Origin of the sequence: Pseudomonas sp. NPDC087690 (assembly GCF_044743175.1) — a bacterium.
In the GTDB taxonomy this organism is placed as follows: domain Bacteria; phylum Pseudomonadota; class Gammaproteobacteria; order Pseudomonadales; family Pseudomonadaceae; genus Aquipseudomonas.
In genome coordinates this window covers 22,444-39,572 of the sequence record NZ_JBIUVX010000012.1, presented here as the reverse complement: position 1 = coordinate 39,572, position 17,129 = coordinate 22,444, and the positions used below count along the sequence as shown (strand labels likewise).

General features: G+C 60.3%; 13 protein-coding genes. 6 read left to right on the top strand and 7 right to left on the bottom strand.

The annotated features are described in order from the left end of the window. Positions 1 to 147 precede the first annotated feature (147 nt). Together ACIPIZ_RS14710 and ACIPIZ_RS14705 are read right to left on the bottom strand one after the other, a co-directional pair. Entirely contained in the window at positions 148 to 1,920 is a 1,773-nt protein-coding gene (locus ACIPIZ_RS14710; protein ID WP_401165848.1) for a hypothetical protein, read from the bottom strand. A 146-nt stretch (positions 1,921 to 2,066) separates the two neighbouring features. Then, positions 2,067 to 2,990: a LysR family transcriptional regulator gene (locus ACIPIZ_RS14705; RefSeq protein WP_105709044.1), complete on the bottom strand. Its 924-nt coding sequence runs from the start codon at positions 2,988 to 2,990 to the stop codon at positions 2,067 to 2,069. A gap of 210 nt (positions 2,991 to 3,200) precedes the next feature. On the opposite strand from ACIPIZ_RS14705, the gene ACIPIZ_RS14700 reads away from it, so the two are divergent. Both ACIPIZ_RS14700 and ACIPIZ_RS14695 read left to right on the top strand, forming a co-directional pair. Then, positions 3,201 to 3,632, top strand: a complete 432-nt coding sequence (locus tag ACIPIZ_RS14700; RefSeq protein WP_064392586.1) for a helix-turn-helix domain-containing protein — start codon at positions 3,201 to 3,203, stop codon at positions 3,630 to 3,632. Between the two features lie 134 nt (positions 3,633 to 3,766). Then, positions 3,767 to 6,688 carry an ATP-binding protein gene (locus ACIPIZ_RS14695; RefSeq protein ID WP_401165846.1) on the top strand — a complete coding sequence of 974 codons (2,922 nt, stop codon included), beginning with the start codon at positions 3,767 to 3,769 and terminating at the stop codon, positions 6,686 to 6,688. On the opposite strand, the gene ACIPIZ_RS14690 is transcribed toward ACIPIZ_RS14695, so the two are convergent. Next, positions 6,665 to 8,113, bottom strand: coding sequence for an ATP-binding protein (locus ACIPIZ_RS14690; RefSeq protein ID WP_401165844.1), 1,449 nt, complete (start codon positions 8,111 to 8,113; stop codon positions 6,665 to 6,667). The two genes, ACIPIZ_RS14695 and ACIPIZ_RS14690, sit on opposite strands and share 24 nt — an antisense overlap. A gap of 90 nt (positions 8,114 to 8,203) precedes the next feature. Further along, complete coding sequence (locus ACIPIZ_RS14685) at positions 8,204 to 9,154, bottom strand: GlxA family transcriptional regulator (protein ID WP_064392580.1); 951 nt, start codon at positions 9,152 to 9,154, stop codon at positions 8,204 to 8,206. Positions 9,155 to 9,375: 221 nt separating this feature from the next. Here ACIPIZ_RS14685 and ACIPIZ_RS14680 point away from each other — a divergent pair, with 221 nt between their 5' ends. Then, a complete protein-coding gene (locus ACIPIZ_RS14680) occupies positions 9,376 to 10,098 on the top strand; it encodes a pirin family protein (protein ID WP_401165842.1) in 723 nt (240 codons plus the stop codon). 50 nt (positions 10,099 to 10,148) lie between these two features. Here ACIPIZ_RS14680 and ACIPIZ_RS14675 read toward each other — a convergent pair whose 3' ends face one another. Both ACIPIZ_RS14675 and ACIPIZ_RS14670 read right to left on the bottom strand, forming a co-directional pair. Beyond that, positions 10,149 to 10,631 carry a hypothetical protein gene (locus tag ACIPIZ_RS14675; protein WP_064392576.1) on the bottom strand — a complete coding sequence of 161 codons (483 nt, stop codon included), beginning with the start codon at positions 10,629 to 10,631 and terminating at the stop codon, positions 10,149 to 10,151. Between the two features lie 216 nt (positions 10,632 to 10,847). Next, complete coding sequence (locus ACIPIZ_RS14670; RefSeq protein ID WP_122853927.1) at positions 10,848 to 11,723, bottom strand: LysR family transcriptional regulator; 876 nt, start codon at positions 11,721 to 11,723, stop codon at positions 10,848 to 10,850. 114 nt (positions 11,724 to 11,837) lie between these two features. On the opposite strand from ACIPIZ_RS14670, the gene ACIPIZ_RS14665 reads away from it, so the two are divergent. The 3 genes from ACIPIZ_RS14665 (at position 11,838) to ACIPIZ_RS14655 (ending at position 15,237) form a co-directional block, all read left to right on the top strand. After that, positions 11,838 to 13,118, top strand: coding sequence for a YbfB/YjiJ family MFS transporter (locus ACIPIZ_RS14665; RefSeq protein ID WP_064392572.1), 1,281 nt, complete (start codon positions 11,838 to 11,840; stop codon positions 13,116 to 13,118). 62 nt (positions 13,119 to 13,180) lie between these two features. Beyond that, positions 13,181 to 14,179 carry an NAD(P)H-quinone oxidoreductase gene (locus tag ACIPIZ_RS14660; protein ID WP_401165840.1) on the top strand — a complete coding sequence of 333 codons (999 nt, stop codon included), beginning with the start codon at positions 13,181 to 13,183 and terminating at the stop codon, positions 14,177 to 14,179. A 113-nt stretch (positions 14,180 to 14,292) separates the two neighbouring features. Beyond that, positions 14,293 to 15,237: an alpha/beta hydrolase gene (locus ACIPIZ_RS14655; RefSeq protein ID WP_064392568.1), complete on the top strand. Its 945-nt coding sequence runs from the start codon at positions 14,293 to 14,295 to the stop codon at positions 15,235 to 15,237. On the opposite strand, the gene ACIPIZ_RS14650 is transcribed toward ACIPIZ_RS14655, so the two are convergent. Next, positions 15,234 to 17,045 carry an ABC transporter ATP-binding protein gene (locus ACIPIZ_RS14650; protein ID WP_401165838.1) on the bottom strand — a complete coding sequence of 604 codons (1,812 nt, stop codon included), beginning with the start codon at positions 17,043 to 17,045 and terminating at the stop codon, positions 15,234 to 15,236. The genes ACIPIZ_RS14655 and ACIPIZ_RS14650 overlap by 4 nt on opposite strands. Positions 17,046 to 17,129: the final 84 nt, after the last annotated feature.

The window sequence follows — 17,129 nt, the reverse complement described above, 5'->3', positions numbered from 1 at the left end:
ATGGACAGGTCCTAGCAGATCGCGAATCAGGGCATTGCGCACCTGACAGTTCTGACAGTTGTGTGCCAATTCAAGACGAACGGTATCGTCTGGAAAGACAAATCTCCCCGGCTCATCACACAGTAGAACGGACAGGTTTCGAATTGGCTAAGGCACAGCCCGAATGGTGTACTCACGCGTTTGAAAGATCGCTGCCGTATCGAGGTTCGCAACCTGATCCAGATTGACCCTGAAGCGAATGACCAGCTTGCTGCCTTCCTTCAGCAGTCGCAGATAGCTGGCCGAGACCACAGGCCTGATGCTGCCATTGGTAACCCAGGCTCGATGCACCAAGTTCGTCGTCCCTACCCACATCTGCAGGTTGTGCGTCCCGGTGTCTCTCTGTCCTTCCAGATCAAGCCAGATACGTTGATTCACAGAAATGTGCGGCCAGACACCAAACAACAGATTTGCGCCGGATTGAACGTCTTTCAGATCGAGAATATCGCTGCCGTTGGCCTGAGTGATCAGTGGCGCCGTGAGTCGATCGCGGGCAATCGGCAAAACGTTGAGGCGCAGAGGTTGCGAAGTCACCGGGGCAGAAGCGCCTCGGGTATAGGTGAAGGTCACCTCCATTATTTTTCCGATGCTGAATGCCACCAGCGATACCGGCAAATTGATCTTCAAAGGTCTTGTAGTGCCCGCGGCAATCGGCGTGGAGGTATGTGAACCCACAGCGGGGGTACCGTCAGCGGCCTTCACCGTGACAGAAACCATATCGGTGGGTTGCTGGTCGTAATCCAGCACTGCAGTCAGGGAAGCGGTGGCATTCAGCGGGTCGAGATTGACGCTATCGGCAGACTCCTGAATGGACAGCTCACCACGTTGAACCTGCTTGACGGTGATCGTCCATAGGTCGGAGATCTCTCCATCGCCATACAAAGCCTGCGCCTTGAACGGGTGCGGACCGACACTCAGAGGAGACAAGGGAAGCTGCCAAATACCGGAATCGGCGCGAACCATGCCCTTGGAGTCACTCCCGTCAAAAACCTCCACTTGTTCGCCGGCCGTCGCGCTGCCGCTGATTGTTACGCCGGTATCGGTCGTCTCGCCGCCATTGGCAATGTCTTGGCCGGCGGCATCTTTAACCGAGAGGATGGCGGGTTTTCCCGGAGTGGGAGGCGCATTGGTTTTGACAATGTAGTGGCGCGGTGCGAAGCGGATTGCATCAGCCTCGACCAGATTACCATCGAACGAAACACTGAACTCGACCGTCAGCACACTACCATCCTTGAGTCCCTTAAGCGGATCAGCGGGGAAGTTTTGCCTGAAAAAGCCAAAGCGGAAGAAGTCCAGGTCGACCATGTTGTCGGGAGCAAACCAGTAACGTTGTTCAAATACGCTGCCGTTGGCGTTGGTGCCTTTGAGCCAGGCCCAGAAAAAAAGACCTCGCCTGATCAGCAGCCACGCATTGATTCTCAACGCAAACAGGCTCAGTTCGTGCACAAACAGCAGCTGTCCCTCACCGGCGTGTTCTGCCTGCTCAATAAAGGGCCTGGGCAGATCACTCTGTGCCAACGGCAACACGTACAGAATCAGCGGTTGAGACGTGACTGGCGCGGCGTTGCCGCGAATGATGTCGTAGGTCAGCGTGACCGTCCTGCTTTGGTTGATAGACACCAACGAAGACAAAAACTTCTGCTCTACCGGGCGTCTGTCGCCCACTTCCGAAAAGCCCGAGGTGTATGAGCCCTCGGCGGGAGTACCCGGTGCGCCCTGCCATTTGACACTGATTCTGTCGGTGGACTCGAGGACAGCTTCCACGACGATCGTCAGCGAAAACCTGGCATGCGCCGGATTCAAGAGGGCGGGAGCCGAGCTCTCCCGAACGAAAGGTGGTGGCAAGTCGTGAGTGGTGATCGTGGCCAATGGACGGTTCATCATTCACTCCTTGCATGATTGATATGGCCCCAAAGGACACCACCTCATCACACATTGGAATGTGCATTGGCGCTACTGTCAGAAGTTACAGGTCAAGGCATGTTCCCGACGAACGGCCCAGGTTGATCCAGGGACTATGTACAGCCTCATTTCTGCTCGATATCCAGCGCAGCCGACATGAACTGACTGATCCGCGATCTGAGCCATTTCTCCGCCGGATCATTGTCATGCACCCCGCTCCACGCCATCGACAACTGCGCCGCATCGATCGGGAACGGCGGGTCTTCGGCGCGCAACGCACAACCCTCGACCAAAGCGCAGGCGGCGTAATCCGGCACGGTGGCGATCATCTCGGTGCCGGCAAGCAAGGCACGCAAGCCACTGAATTGCGGCACTCCCAGCACAACGCGGCGCGAGCGGCCGACCTTGGCCAGGTCGACGTCGATATTGCCGCTCAAATCACCGGAGAACGACACCATCGCATGCGGGCGCTGGCAGTATTCGTCGAGGGTCAGCGGCCCCGGACGATCATCACCACGGAGGACTTTGCAGGGAATGTCGCGCAGCTTCTTGCGCTTGGCGTTGGCCGGCAGATCGGTGGTGTAGCTGACGCCAACGGAAATTTCGCCGGACGCCAGCAATGCCGGCATCAACAGGTAATTGGCGCGACGGACGACCACGACAATGCCCGGCGCTTCCTCCTGAAGCTGGCGCAGCAATGGCGGAAACAGGCCGAATTCAGCGTCATCCGACAAGCCGATGCGAAACACCTCACAGCTGGTTGTCGGGTCGAATTCCTTGGCCCGGCTGACCGCACCGGAAATCACGTCCATCGCCGGCTGCAGCTCCTTGAGGATGGTCAGCGCACGTGCTGTCGGCTCCATGCCGCGACCGTTGCGCAGCAGCAACGGATCATCGAACAGATCACGCAAACGCCCGAGCGCCGCACTGACCGCCGGCTGGCCCATGAACAGTTTTTCGGCGACGCGGGTCAGGTTCTTCTCGAACATCAGTGCTTCGAAGATCACCAGCAGGTTCATGTCGACGCGGCGCAGATCGTTACGGTTCATGGGCACGGATTCCTTATAGCCAACCAGACGCAAGTGCTGCGCACTTTACGCGATCCGCGGCCCTGTGAACGTGGAGCCTGAGCGAAATTAACAACGATTAACTCGTCACTGGCCACGCCCCGTCCAACAATGAGTGCCTCTGCGCAGCGTTGATTTTTGACCTGTGGGAGCGCGCTGCCCGCGCCTTCCCCACCGACACGGACCTTGGCCATGGCTTATTTGCAGCAAACCGTCGCCCTCGCCCCTGCCTGCGAACCGCGCAAAAGCGCCATTGGTGGACTCAGTCCACAACGCGAACGACAGGTCAAACAACTGATTCTCGAACGCCTGGGCGAAAGCCTTGAGGTGACCGAACTGGCCCGCGCCTGTTCGCTGTCACGCAGCCATTTCTCCCGCGCCTTCAAGTGCAGCACCGGGGTATCGCCGCAAGACTGGATCCGTACCCAGCGCATCGCCCGCGCCAAGCTGCTGATCCAGCACACCGACCTGAGCCTGACGCAGATCAGTCTGGAATGCGGCTTCTGTGATCAGGCGCATTTCTGCCATATGTTCACCCGCAGCGAAGGCATCAACCCGTTTGCCTGGCGCTGTCAGGCCATGCGTGAACCGAAGACCCGCCGTCCACAACCTGCCCTGTTTTGACGTTCGCTTCTGCGCCAGCCGTTGCGCTGACGCCAAAACCTGAGGATTATGCCGGGACACCCCGGATCAGAAGGCCTGCGCGCGCGCCCGGCCCTGATTCGTCTTGTCCGCCGCATCACCGCAGGAGCGAGCTGTTGAGTCTTTCCCCGAATCAGGCCATCGGTTTCGGCCCCTATCGGATTGATCCTGTTCAACGCTTGGTGCTCGAAGGCGACCAACCCTTGCGCTTGGGCCGCCGGGCGATGGACATTCTGTTGACGTTGCTCGCGCATGCCGGAGAGGTACTGAGCAAGCAGCAGTTGATGGCGGCGGTGTGGCCGGACAGTGTGGTCGAAGACATCAACCTGCGTGTGCACATGGCGGCGCTGCGCAAAGCCCTTGGCGATGGGCAGGCCGGCCAGCGCTACATCATTACCGTGGCCCAGCGCGGCTACAGTTTCGTCGCACCGATTCTTTCGCAATCCATTGAGCCACGCTCAGCCGACAACACCACCCGGCACAACCTGCCGCTGCGCCGCACGCGAATGATCGGGCGCCAGGCGCTGGTCGACAGCCTGATGACGCACCTGCCACGCCAGCGTTGTATCACCCTCGTCGGTCCCGGCGGGATCGGCAAAACCACCGTCGCCCTGCGCGTCGCCGAGCAACTGATAGAGCGGTATCGTGACGGCGTTCGACTGGTGGATCTGGCGCCGCTCAACGATCCTCGACTGATCTGCTCGCACGTGGCCGCCCTGCTCGATCTGACACTGAACGAGAGTGATCCGCTGGCGTGTCTGGTCGATGGTTTGAGTCAACGCCAGATGCTGCTGGTGCTCGACAACTGCGAACATTTGATTGATGCCGTTGCCACACTCAGCGAGAGCGTGATGCGCGGGGCGCCGAAGGTGCACATTCTCGCCACCAGCCGTGAGAGCCTGCGGGCAGAAGGCGAATATGTGCAGCGTCTGGATTCCCTCGATTATCCATTGATGGCGACCGTGCTGGATCACCAGCAAACGCTCGCGTTCTCAGCCCCGCAACTGTTCGTCGAACGCGCCACGGCGGCGCAGGAAAACTTCGTATTAGGCGATGCCCAGTTGCCCTTGGTGATTGAAATCTGCCATCGGCTGGACGGTATTCCCCTGGCGCTGGAATTGGCCGCGGCGCAGGTCGCCGAATTGGGATTGGCGGGATTGCTGAGCCAGTTGCAGGGGCGTCTGCCGCCCTTGGCACCGGGTAATCAGAGCAGCCTGGAGCGCCATCTGACCCTGCGCGCCACGCTGGACTGGAGCTTCAATTTGCTCAACCGCTGTGAGCAGACTGGCCTGCGTCGCTTGAGCGTGTTTCGTGGCGGTTTCACTCTGGAATCTGCGGCGGCAGTGATCGTTGGCCCGCAGATCGAACCCGGTGCGGTGTTTGCCTCGATCACGCAGTTGGTCGCCAAATCACTGCTCAGTGTCGAGGTCGGTGATGAAGAGGTCTTCTACCGTCTGCTCGACACCACCCGCCGCTATGCCCTGGAAAAACTCGAACAGGCTGCCGAACTGACTGAAACCCGTGAACGCCATGCCGAACGTTGTCTGGCGTTGATGCATCTGGCGCAGGCGGACTGGGAAAACACCCCGACCACATTGTGGATCGAACGCTACGCCCGAGGCCTGGAAGATTTGCGCGCAGCACTGGGCTGGTGTTTGAACGATGAAGGACCGGACGATCTGGGGATTCGCCTGACGGCAGCGTCGGCGCCGCTCTGGCAGGAGCTGTCGCTGCTCAAGGAGTACGGTGGCTACGTGCGCCAGGCGTTGAATCTGCTTGAAGGTATTCAGCCACCCTGCCCGCACCTGAACATTGCGCTGCAACTGGCCCTCGGTAGCGCTTGCTATCACACGTGGGGCGGCACGCCGGAAACCATCGCCGCGTTCGTCAAGGCTGACACACTGGCGCAGGAGCATGGCGATGTCGCCGCACAGTTGCGTGCGGTGTCCGGGCACATGGCGGTCAACCTCAGTTGCGGGCATTACCGCAAGGCTCTGGTACAGAGCGAACAGTTCGACCGGCTCGGCACTCACGGTGATCCGTTGTTGTCCCTGAGCACACACCGGTTGCGGGTGCTGGCGTTGCATTACGCTGGCGACCAGCCGCAGGCCCGGGAGCACGCCGAACAGGTGATCGAGCGCATGGCCCACAGCGGCCACCTCAATCGGTTCACCCACGGCTTTGGCGTGCAATATGACCAGAGCGTTGCCTCGCTGACGGTGCTGGCGCGGGTGCTGTGGCTGCAAGGCTTCCCCGAGCAAGCCTGGAAAACCGCGCGGCAGGCGCTGGACATCGCCGTGCAGATCAACCACGGCACGTCGATCTGTTACACCCTGGCCTTGGCCACGTGCCTGATCGCTCATTACAACGGTGACCAGCAGAACGCCCGCGCACTGTTGCAGTTGCTGCTCGAACAATCGCAGAAGCATTCGGTACTGCTGTTCCATACGTGGGCGCGGCATTACGCGCAGGTGATCGATGCCGAAAACGCTGCGCCGGTGCAGGCACAAGACAGTGGCTTGATCCGGGAAATCATGGTCACGCTGGATGACCGGTTTGTCGACGAGGCGCTGGTCGAACGAGCGCGCAGCGGCGAAGCGGGTTGGAGCACGGCGGAGATTTTGCGGGCGCGGGCGGATCGGCTGTTGGCTGCGGATCGGCACAGTCTGCCAGCACCCCATCGCTGGCAAGCCAGCTCCCACAGGTTTGCGGGGTGTTCTGAAGATTTGGATTCAACTGCAAATCATTGTGGGAGCTGGCTTGCCAGCGATGACGTCAGTTCAGCTAGCGATAACCTTGAGACAGCAGAGGAAATCCTCCTCCAAGCCCTGTCCGTCGCCCGCTCCCAAGGCGCACGGGCCTGGGAGTTGCGCAGTGCCACCTCACTGGCGCAACTGTGGCAGCGGCAACACCGCTATCGCGAAGCGCTGGAACTGCTGACGCCGATCTATCAACGCTTCACCGAAGGCTACGCCACCCCGGACTTGCACAAAGTGCGCAGCCTGCTGGATGAATTAAACCGCCAACTGAATCTCTGAAGCGCGGCTTTTGTAGCGCGCATGGCGCTGCTCGATGTCGGCCCGCTGTGCCTGTGAAAGCCATTGCTCGCGGGCGTAACTGCGCGTGGTGTTGAGCATCCGGTAGCGCGCTATTCCACTGCCCCGCTCGACACAGAGCAACGACTTGGCGACCAGTTGCGCAACCACGGCCACCAGCACCTGCGCCGGCAGATTCGTACAGGTGACAACGACCAATGCGTCATCCAGCGTGAAGGCTTTCGGGAACACCGACAGCCGTTGCAAGGCCAATTGCTCGGCGTCGTTCAGGCCTTGATATCCCCAGTCCAGCGCAGCCTTGAGCGTTCGATGACGCGGCACGGCGGTGCGCCGACCATGACTGAGTAACTGCAGGCAATTGCCCAGTTGCGCCTGCAGCCCGACCAGTGCCAGCGCATCGATCTGCGTCACCGCCAGTTCAATTGCCAAAGGCAATCCATCGAGTCGACGGCAGATAGCGCAGACCGCTTTGAGATCCTGTTCACGCAGCATGAATCCCTGCTGACGGGTGCGCGCACGGCTGACGAACAACTGCACCGCCGAGTAACTCATCGCCTCCTCGACACTGATCAATTCGGACGATTTGGGCACCGTGAGCGGCCGCAACGGCTGCAGCGTTTCCAGGTTGACCCGCAACGCCTCGCGGCTGGTTGCCAGCACCGACAGGCGCGGTGCGGCGTCGAGCAAGTGTTGCACCAGCGCCTGACAGCGTTCACGCATGTGCTCGCAGTTATCCAGCACCAACAAGGCATGGCGCTGCGTGAGTGTGGCGAAGTCGGTTTCAAGCCTGTCGAGCACGGCATCGAGCAGTGGCGTGCTGTTGTCGAACGACGCCAGGTCGACCCGCCATACGCCATCGCAAAAATGCTCCAGCAACAGTTCTGCGACGCGCAGCGCCACGGTGGTTTTGCCCACGCCCGCCGCGCCCGTGATTGTCATCATCCGGCACAGTGGCAGTTGCCGCACCAGGCTGCCGACCAGCGCATCACGACCAGTGACCGGTGTCAGTCGGGCGGGCAGGTTGTGTTGCGGCGCTTGCAAGTGCTCGAAAACCAATTGCGCCGTGCTGTCGTAATGCACCGGCGCAATGAAGCTGTAACCGCATTGCGGGACATTGACGATGTAGCGCTGACCGTTCTCGCCGTCGCGCAATGCGCGGCGCAGCGCAGCGATGTGCACACGCAAGTTGATCTCTTCGACCACCGACGTCGGCCAGACCAGAGCGATCAACTGCTCTTTGCTGACCACTCGCCCGGCGCGTTCGACCAGTACTTGCAGAATGTCCAGCGCGCGACCGCCCATGCGCAATTGCCGATCCCCGTCGAGGATCAGCCGCTGGCGCAAATGAAACGCGTAAGGGCCGAAACGCAGCACCGACGCCGGGTTCAAATCGTAATGGCTGTTCATGCCAAGTATCTTGGCAGCCTCAGGTGACGGTACAACCACCACGCAGGGCGCAGCACGGACATCCGGGTGCGCCAGACGGACAGAACCGCTCTAGCTGAACTGTTCGCGGTACTGTGCGGGGGTCAGACCGAGCTTTTCGGCGAACAGCGAGCGCATATGCCGCACGCTGCCAAAGCCACTTTTATAGGCCACGGTTTTCAGCGGCAGATCACTGGTTTCGAGCAAGTTTCGCGCACAATCGATGCGCGCACTTTGCAGGAACTCCATCGGGGTCATGTTGACGTCACGGGCGAACACTCGTGCGAAGTGACGCGCGCTCATGTTCGCCAGACTCGCCATGCGCTCGACGGTGAACGCTTCGTCGAGGTGTTCCAGAACATGGTTCTGCACCCGCGTAACGGGCGTTTCCTGCGGGGCCACGGCAGCCATCAACGGGCTGAACTGCGCCTGACCGCCCTGACGTTTCATCACCACCAGCAGCACTTTGGCCACGTCCTGGGCGAGTTTTTTGCCGTGGTCCCGGGTAATCACGGCCAGTGCCAGGTCAATCCCGGCGGTGACCCCGCCGGACGTGATCAGATTACGATCCTCGACAAAAATCTGATCGGTCGCGACGCTAGCCTTGGGGAAACCTTTGATCAAACGCTCGGTGTAATTCCAGTGGGTGGTGACGCGATAGCCGTCAAGCAATCCGGCATGCCCCAGCACAAACGCACCGGTGCAGATCGAGCCATAACAGGCGGCACGCTGCACCGCGCCTGGCAACCAGGCGCACAACCCCGCAAATCTTTCGTTGTAGGCGCCGGGGCCGCCCGGCACCAGCAGCAAGTCATAGTGATCACTGGCGTCATCAATGTGCCGATCGGCCTGCACCCGTACGCCATTGGAGGCGCGCAATGGCCCGTGCTCGGTGCCAAGGGTAATCAGTTGATAGTGCGACTCGGCTTGCAAGTAACGGTTGGCCACCGAAAACACTTCCATCGGCCCGGCCATGTCGAGCAGAAGAAAGTCTGGAAACAGCACCATTGCCACGGTTTTCATGGGAACCATCACTGTGATCAAAAAAAGATAAACGTGTCAGACAGGCCGAACATTATGGCCAAGTGCGACGATACCGGGGCAAGAAATTCCGTGAACGGCGCCGCAAAACTGTCAACCTGATCAGGACAGTCTTTCAATTTCCATCTACTTATTGTGCAGAGAGGTAAACAGTAACCTTCTCCTCACTCGGACGAATTCACGTCCCGCAAGGAGATTTCATCATGCTGACCCTTCGCAAAGCCTCCGATCGTGGCCTCGCCAATCATGGCTGGTTGAAGTCGTTCCACACCTTTTCTTTCGCCAGCTACCGCGACCCGCGTGAGCAGGGTTTCTCCGACCTGCTGGTGATCAACGATGATCGCGTGGCGGCCGGCAAAGGTTTTGGCCAGCACCCGCATCGCGACATGGAGATCTTTTCCTACGTGCTCGAAGGGGCGCTGGAACACAAGGATACTTTGGGCACCGGTTCCGTCATCCGCCCTGGCGACGTGCAACTGATGAGCGCCGGCAGCGGCGTGGCGCACAGCGAGTTCAACCACTCGGCGAGCAAGCCTGTGCATTTCCTGCAAATCTGGATCGTGCCGGAAGTCAGCGGCGCCAAACCGCGCTATCAACAGGAGCATTTCAGCGCGCAGAAAAAACGCGGTCGTCTGCAACTGATCATCTCGCCGGAAGGCAGTCACGGATCGCTGAAAGTTCGTCAGGATGCACGGGTTTACGCAGGGCTGTTCGACGGCCAGGAAAGCGCCACCCTGGAACTGCCGGCCAACCGCTACGCCTACGTGCATGTGGCACGCGGTAGTGTCGAACTGAACGGCGTGCAATTGCGCGAAGGTGACGGCGTGCGGGTTCGTGAAGAACAGGCACTGACCTTGAGCAATGGCGTGGATGCCGAAGTGCTGGTGTTTGACTTGCGGCCCCAGGAGTTGCCGCAGATGCCATGAGGCAGTTTATTAACGCCCACAAAAAACGGCCTTCACTGAAGGCCGTTTTTTTATTGCGCCGATTCAGGCAATGAAAACTCGAAGGGATTGGGTACGCTGAACTCCTTGCCCGCCTGAATCGCTGCCAGTGTCGTTTGCATCGCGACATACATGTTGGCCTGGTTGGCATAGTAGGCACCGACAACGATCGCCACGATGCCAACCAACTGCACGGCAGTGGCCGCCCAGACATTAGCCTTTACCGTAGCGCCTTGCCTGACAGATTCCTCTGTCCTCCTGGCAATTTCTCGCATTTCCATCGAAAGCAAATCGTAGCGTTTATCTCGTTCGAGTTGACACTTGTCCCGCTCAGCCTGAGCGACGAGAAACGCATCGATTCTTGCCGACACTTCACGCACCCGGGTATCGATTTTTGTCGACAGTTCATTCACCCGAGTATCGATTTTTGTCGACACCTCGCTGATGCGGGCATCCATCCGTGCCTCGATGGTCTCGATCCTGGCATTGAACTCTTCGCGTCTGATGTCATTCATGGCTTGGCTATTCCGACTTTCGCTCGACGTGTCACACACTGGATTTTGAAGCACTTCCCTGACGTTCAATTCGACACCTTTCGGGTTACCGAGACCTTCCGTGGCCATTGACGTCAACGATAGAGCTCTCCCCGCAGACTCACAAGCCAGCGGATTCTGACCCGGACGTAGGCCGTTTCGTCAGGCCTTGTAGCTCTGCCAAAACCGCCCTGGAACCTATTCGTTCTCCAGTGCAAACGCCTCGACTATCTGCTCGATCACCGCCCGCACCCGCGCGGTATGACGCAGATCCGCATGGGTCACCAGCCACACCTCATAGGGCTCTGGCCGGGTACGCTCTGGCCAGACTCTGACCAGACCGTCGCGCTCGCCCATGTAGACCGGGATTTCTCCAACGCCCAGGCCTGCTGCAATCGAGCGGCGTACCAGCAGACTTGAACTGAGACTGGCGACGATCCGCCCGCGATTCATCGGTTCAGAGACCAGGGTCAGGTCCTTTTTATTCGCCAGATACGGTTGATAGACCACCAGATCATGGCCTTCAAATGCCGTGCCCGGCTCCGGTGCGCCCTTGCTATCGACATATGCCTGAGCTGCGAAAAGTCCTACGGGCCAACGGGCAATTCGCCGGGCGATCAAATCCGGGTTGTCCGGTCGCGTATTGCGCACCGCGATATCCGCCTCGCGCTTGGCCAGACTGAGAATTTGCGTAGAGGCGTCGAGTTGCACCTGCACCTGGGGATGCAGTTCATGCAGGCGGGCCATGGCCGGTATCAGGAAATCGATGGCCAGCGAATCGGTGGTACTGACCCGCACACTGCCTGTCAGTCGATCATCGAGCCCCTGGATCTGCCGCTCCAGTTCCAGTGCTGAATGCTCCATTTTCTCGACATTCTTCAGCGCCGCCTCGCCTACCGCCGTCAAGGCGTAGCCGTCGGAGGTACGCAGGAACAACGTCGCGCCAAGGGACTTTTCCAGTGCGCTGAGGCGCCGCCCGACCGTCGCCTGATCCACATTCAGAACACGCGCGGCCCCGCGCAATGTCGACGCGCGGCAAACCGCGAGAAACACCCGAGCATCATCCCAATTCACCCTGCCTCCCCTTGATGCAATTTCGCATCACAACAATGGAAATTCGCTGCATAAACGCAGCAACGATAGCCGATATGCTGGGCGCCATAAACCTTCTTCGGAAACGTCAATATCATGCGCACTCAAACTTCCGGCGCTCTCTGGCTGCCGATCTTCGCTGGGCTCTGCGCCAGCCTGGTCAGCATTGGACTGGCACGCTTTGCCTACACACCGCTGATTCCCGCGCTGATTCAGGCGCAATGGTTTTCTGCCAACGATGTGGTGTATCTCGGCGCAGCCAATCTGATTGGCTACTTGATCGGCGCCCTGCTCGGCCGCCCGATGGCGCGTCATCTCGGCAATAAAAACGCCCTGCGCCTGATGATGCTGGTGGTCACGGCGGCATTCTTCGCCTGTGCGTTCCCATTGTCAGTGAGCTGGTTTTTCGGCTGGCGCTTGCTGTCGGGCATCGCCGGGGGCGCAATCATGGTGCTGGTCGCGGCGACGGTTCTGCCACATGTTCCACCGGCTCGCAAGGGCTTGGCCAGTGGCGCGATATTCCTCGGCATCGGCCTCGGCATTGCCGGCTCGGGGACGATTGTGCCGCCACTGCTGAACCTCGGTTTGCAAGCCACATGGCTGGGGCTCGGTGCCATCGCGCTGTTGCTGACAGCGGTGAGCTGGTTTGGCTGGCCCGCTGATCTGCCGGCGCCGATTGTTGCGCAAAACACCGTGATTGCACCGACACCTGCCGGCGTTTATGTATTGTTCGCGCAGTACGCCTTTATGGCCGCGGGACTGGTGCCAGCCATGGTCTTTCTGGTGGATTACGTGGCCCGCGGCCTCGGTGCCGGCGCGCACGTCGGCGCGCTGGTGTGGGTGATGTACGGTTTGGGCGCGATTGTCGGCCCGGTGAGTTATGGTTTTCTGGCCGACAAGCTCGGCGCGCGGTTGAGCATTCGCCTGGTGCTGGTGATTCAGGCGATTACCCTCGGGCTGTTGGCGGTTTCCCAATCATTCCTGGCGTTGGCGTTGCTCGCGGTGATTCTCGGCTCGTTCCCGCCGGGCATCGTGCCGCTGGCCTTGGCGCGGGTGCACGAACTGGTGCCGGAGCACGCTCGCCAGCAAATCGCCTGGAGCCGCGCTACGGTGTCGTTTGCCACTTTCCAGGCGCTGGCCGGGTTTGCCTATTCGGCGCTGTTCAACGCCAATGGCGGCCACCACGCGATGCTGTTCATGATTGCCTGCGGTGCGATTGGCGTGGCGTTGCTGTTGGAACAGGCCATGAACGTTTGGGCCCGCATAACCCAACGCGGGAGCGAGCCTGTTCGCGAAAGCGCTTTATCTGACAACCCTGCACTGACTGTCCCGGCGCCTTCGCGAGCAACCTCGCTCCCACAGGGTTATCGGGATTGACCTGAATTTATCGAGGGATGCACGACTCCCATCTACACGCACTTTTATCAGGAGGAAGCACTATGTCCTTACCCCACGAAATGACCCGCATCGAAATCACCGAACCCGGTGGCCCCGACGTCTTGCAAGCCAAACGCGTGCCGCTCCCGGACGTCGCCGAAGGTGAAGTGTTGATCCGCGTGCACGCCGCCGGGATCAATCGCCCGGATGCACTGCAACGCGCCGGTAAATACCCGATGAAACCGGGCATGAACCCGATCCCCGGCCTGGAAGTTGCCGGGGTGGTTGTGGCCCTTGGCGCCGGCGTCGGCCCGTTCGCCGTCGGTGACCGCGTCTGCGCGCTGACCAATGGTGGCGGCTACGCCGAGTACGCCGCTGTGCCGGCCGGGCAAACGCTGCCGATTCCCGAGGGGCTCGACTGGGTGCAAGCCGCCGCGATCCCGGAGACGTTTTTCACCGTGTGGGCCAATCTGTTCGGTCTCGGTGGCGCCAGCAAAGGTCAGCGCGCGTTGATCCATGGTGGCACCAGCGGCATCGGCACCACCGCCCTGATGCTCTGCCGCGAATTCGGTATCGAAGCCTTCGCCACCGCTGGCAGCCCTGAGAAATGCGCGGCGATCAGCACGCTCGGTGGCCAGCCGATCAACTATCGCGAAGTAGAGTTCGCCAAAGTGATCGCCGAGAAAACCGCTGGTCAGGGCGTGAATGTGATTCTCGACATCATGGGCGGTTCCTACCTCAACGATAACGTCAGTGCCCTGGCGATGGACGGCCGGCTGGTGATGCTCGGTTTCCTCGGCGGCGCGAAGGCCAACGACTTTGATCTGTTGGCGATGATGGCCAAACGTGCGGTGATTACCGGCTCGCTGCTGCGCGCGCGCAATGCTGCGGAAAAAGCGGCGATTGCCAGTGAACTGCGCAAGCACGTGTGGCCAGCGCTGGCCGCCGGACGCTGCCCGCCACTCATCGACAAGGTCTATCCGCTCGCCGACGCCGCCCAGGCCCACGCGCACATGGAGGCCGGTGACCATATCGGCAAGATCGTGCTGCAGGTCTGCTGAGTTGTTGCAGCATTTTGTAATCGTTGCGCAGGTACGGTGGTCGAAAATGTCACGCCGCAGGCCAAGGCATCTGGTAAAAAGCGTTCTTTGTCCGACCTTTGGTGAAACGTTTAGTGTTCCTCGCCTTCATGACCCGTCTGCGTCGCCGCCGCCTGGCGTTCGCCTGCATGGCTGCGCTGATTATCGGCGTGCCGACGAGTTGTGCCGTGCTCGAACACACCGAGCGCACGCTGCTGTTTCGCATTGAACCGGGCACGGCCGGCTGGTATCGCGGCCTGCCCGGCAGCGTTCAGGAGCTCGATCTGCAACCGAAGAGTTTCAAGGCCGGACAAAACATCCATGCCTGGTGGTGGCCGGCGGAAAAACCCAATGCCCCGGCCATCCTGTATCTGCATGGCGTACGCTGGAATCTCACCGGACAGCTGTTCCGCATCGAACAACTGCGCGCGGCGGGCTATTCGGTGCTGGCCATCGACTACCGTGGCTTCGGCCAGAGCAAGGGTGATCTGCCATCCGAAAGCAGCGTTTACGAAGATGCGCGGGTGGCGTGGGAACGCTTCAAGCTGCTGCAACCTGATCCCAGCAAACGGCTGATCTATGGCCACTCACTCGGCGGCGCTGTCGCGATCGATCTGGCTGCAGAACTCGGCAAGGATGCTGCGCGTAAAAACGTCCCACTGCCGGTGCGGGGGCTGGTGATCGAGTCGACCTTCACATCCCTGGCCGATGTTGCGGCCGCCGTGGCCAATACGTCCTTGCCGGTGCGCTGGTTGCTGTCGCAAAAATTCGATTCGATCGACAAAATCGCCGACATCCATATGCCTTTGCTGGTGGTGCATGGTCTGGCTGATGCGTTCGTGCCGCCGCGCTTCAGCGAACAGTTGTTCAACGCCGCCCGGCAACCCAAACGCCTGTTGCTGGTGCCGGGCGCCACGCACAACAACAGCATGGCCCTCGGCGGGCAGAATTACCGCAAGGCGCTCGACAGCTTGATGCAGAGCAAAACCGCCCCTCGGGTGGCCGGGCCTGCGAGCGTGCGCAGCTCGCGGGACACCTAGCGGTACCCGCGCGCCTGCAAATCGAACAGTTGCGCGTAATGCCCGGCAGTGGCAATCAGCTCATCGTGGCCACCCTGCTCGAGAATCCGCCCTTGTTGCAGCACGATGATGTGATCGGCATTGCGCACACTGGAAAAACGGTGGGAGATCAGCAAGGTCATGCGCCCTTCGCTGTGCTGGCTGAAATGCTCGAACACCGCCGCTTCCGCCGCCGGGTCGAGAGCCGAAGTCGGTTCATCGAGGATCAGAAGGTCTGCATCACGGCGCATGTACGCGCGGGACAAGGCAATCTTCTGCCACTGCCCTCCGGACAATTCCTGGCCACCGGCAAACCAGCGTCCCAATTGCGTGGCGTAACCCTTGTCGAGCCCTTCGATAAAAGGTGCCGCCATGCCTTGGGTAGCAGCCTCCTGCCACCGCTGCTGGTCGTTGAACGCGAGGGTATCGCCGACGCCGATGTTTTCGCCGACAGTGAACTGGTAGCGGATGTAATCCTGAAAAATCACGCCAATGCGCCGACGTAACGCGGTTTCCTGCCATTCCTGCAAATCGCTGCCGTCGAGCAGAATGCGCCCTTGATCGGGGCGGTAAAGCCGGGTCAGCAGCTTGATCAGCGTAGTCTTGCCAGAACCGTTTTCCCCGACCAACGCCATGCTCTGGCCTGGCAACAGTTGCAGGTCAATGTTTTCCAATGCCGGCCGACTGGCTCCGGGATAACGGAAACCGACGTTTTCGAAACGCAAGCCATCACCCGGGCAGACGCCGACCGTCAGGTGACCGGTATCGACCTGCACCGGTTCGGCCAGGTATTCATAAAGACTGGTCAGGTAGAGGCCGTCTTCGTAGAGACCGCTGATCGCACTCAGACTGCTGCTCACCGCGCTTTGGCCTTGCTTGAACAGCACCAGATACATGGTCATCTGGCCGAGACTGATCTGGCCATGCACGGCATCGGTCACCACCCAGGCGTAGGCCAGGTAAAACGCTGCGGTTCCGAGCAGGCCAAGGCCGAAACCCCAACCATCACGCCGCAACGTCAGGCGTCGATCTTCGGCATACAGCCTGGCGAACGTGTCGCGGTAGCGTTGCAGCAACAACGGGGCAAAGCCGAACAGCTTGACCTCTTTGATATAGGTCTCGTGAGATAACAAGGTTTCGATGTAGCTCTGCTGCCGGCTCTCCGGCGCTCGGCGGGTGAACAGGCGAAAGGCGTCACCGGAAAAATGCGCCTCGGCAAAAAATACCGGCAATGCACCGACCACCAGCAACACCAGCGCCCACGGCGAAAAATGCACCAACAGCACACCGAAGCTGATCAGCATGATCAGGTTCTGAGTCAAGCCCAGCGACTTCATGACCAGCGCCAGTGGCCGGGTCGAAGCCTCGCGACGCACACGCACCAGTTTGTCGTAAAACTCGGAGTTCTCGAACTGCACCAGTGACAGGGTCTGCGCTTTCTGCAAAATCAGCGTATTGACCTTCTGTCCCAGTTGCACCCGCAACAGCGACTGCTGCACCGAGAGCGCCCGCTGGGTGCCGGATAACAGCGCCAACACCCCGGCTTCCAACAACACATAACGCAACACGGGCCACAGCGGCGCACTGCCCTGTTGCGCGTGCAACTGCATCGCCGCAACCACGGCATCGACGATCCGCTGCCCCAACCATGCGGCCAGTGCCGGCAGCAGCCCGGCAACCAGCGTTGCCAGTACCAGCCCGAGAAACAAGCCTCGCGATGTCCCCCAGACCAGCCGCATGGCCCGCTGCGCCTGATCGAACAAGGACGTGATACGCGTTAGATCAGGCATGCGGTAATGGACTCTGCAGGTGATAAAGATGGCTCATGGTACTCCAGCGCCAACACTGAATTTCACACGACAAGGGTTCCTCGC

Excerpts from the sequence above, each read along its gene's own strand:
- ACIPIZ_RS14680 (WP_401165842.1), top strand. The coding sequence starts at position 9,376 with ATGCTGACCCTTCGCAAAGCCTCCGATCGTGGCCTCGCCAATCATGGC.
- ACIPIZ_RS14660 (WP_401165840.1), top strand. The coding sequence starts at position 13,181 with ATGTCCTTACCCCACGAAATGACCCGCATCGAAATCACCGAACCCGGT.
- ACIPIZ_RS14650 (WP_401165838.1), bottom strand. The coding sequence starts at position 17,045 with ATGCCTGATCTAACGCGTATCACGTCCTTGTTCGATCAGGCGCAGCGG.
- ACIPIZ_RS14665 (WP_064392572.1), top strand. The coding sequence starts at position 11,838 with ATGCGCACTCAAACTTCCGGCGCTCTCTGGCTGCCGATCTTCGCTGGG.
- ACIPIZ_RS14685 (WP_064392580.1), bottom strand. The coding sequence starts at position 9,154 with ATGAAAACCGTGGCAATGGTGCTGTTTCCAGACTTTCTTCTGCTCGAC.
- ACIPIZ_RS14690 (WP_401165844.1), bottom strand. The coding sequence starts at position 8,113 with ATGAACAGCCATTACGATTTGAACCCGGCGTCGGTGCTGCGTTTCGGC.
- ACIPIZ_RS14710 (WP_401165848.1), bottom strand. The coding sequence starts at position 1,920 with ATGAACCGTCCATTGGCCACGATCACCACTCACGACTTGCCACCACCT.
- ACIPIZ_RS14705 (WP_105709044.1), bottom strand. The coding sequence starts at position 2,990 with ATGAACCGTAACGATCTGCGCCGCGTCGACATGAACCTGCTGGTGATC.
- ACIPIZ_RS14700 (WP_064392586.1), top strand. The coding sequence starts at position 3,201 with ATGGCTTATTTGCAGCAAACCGTCGCCCTCGCCCCTGCCTGCGAACCG.
- ACIPIZ_RS14675 (WP_064392576.1), bottom strand. The coding sequence starts at position 10,631 with ATGAATGACATCAGACGCGAAGAGTTCAATGCCAGGATCGAGACCATC.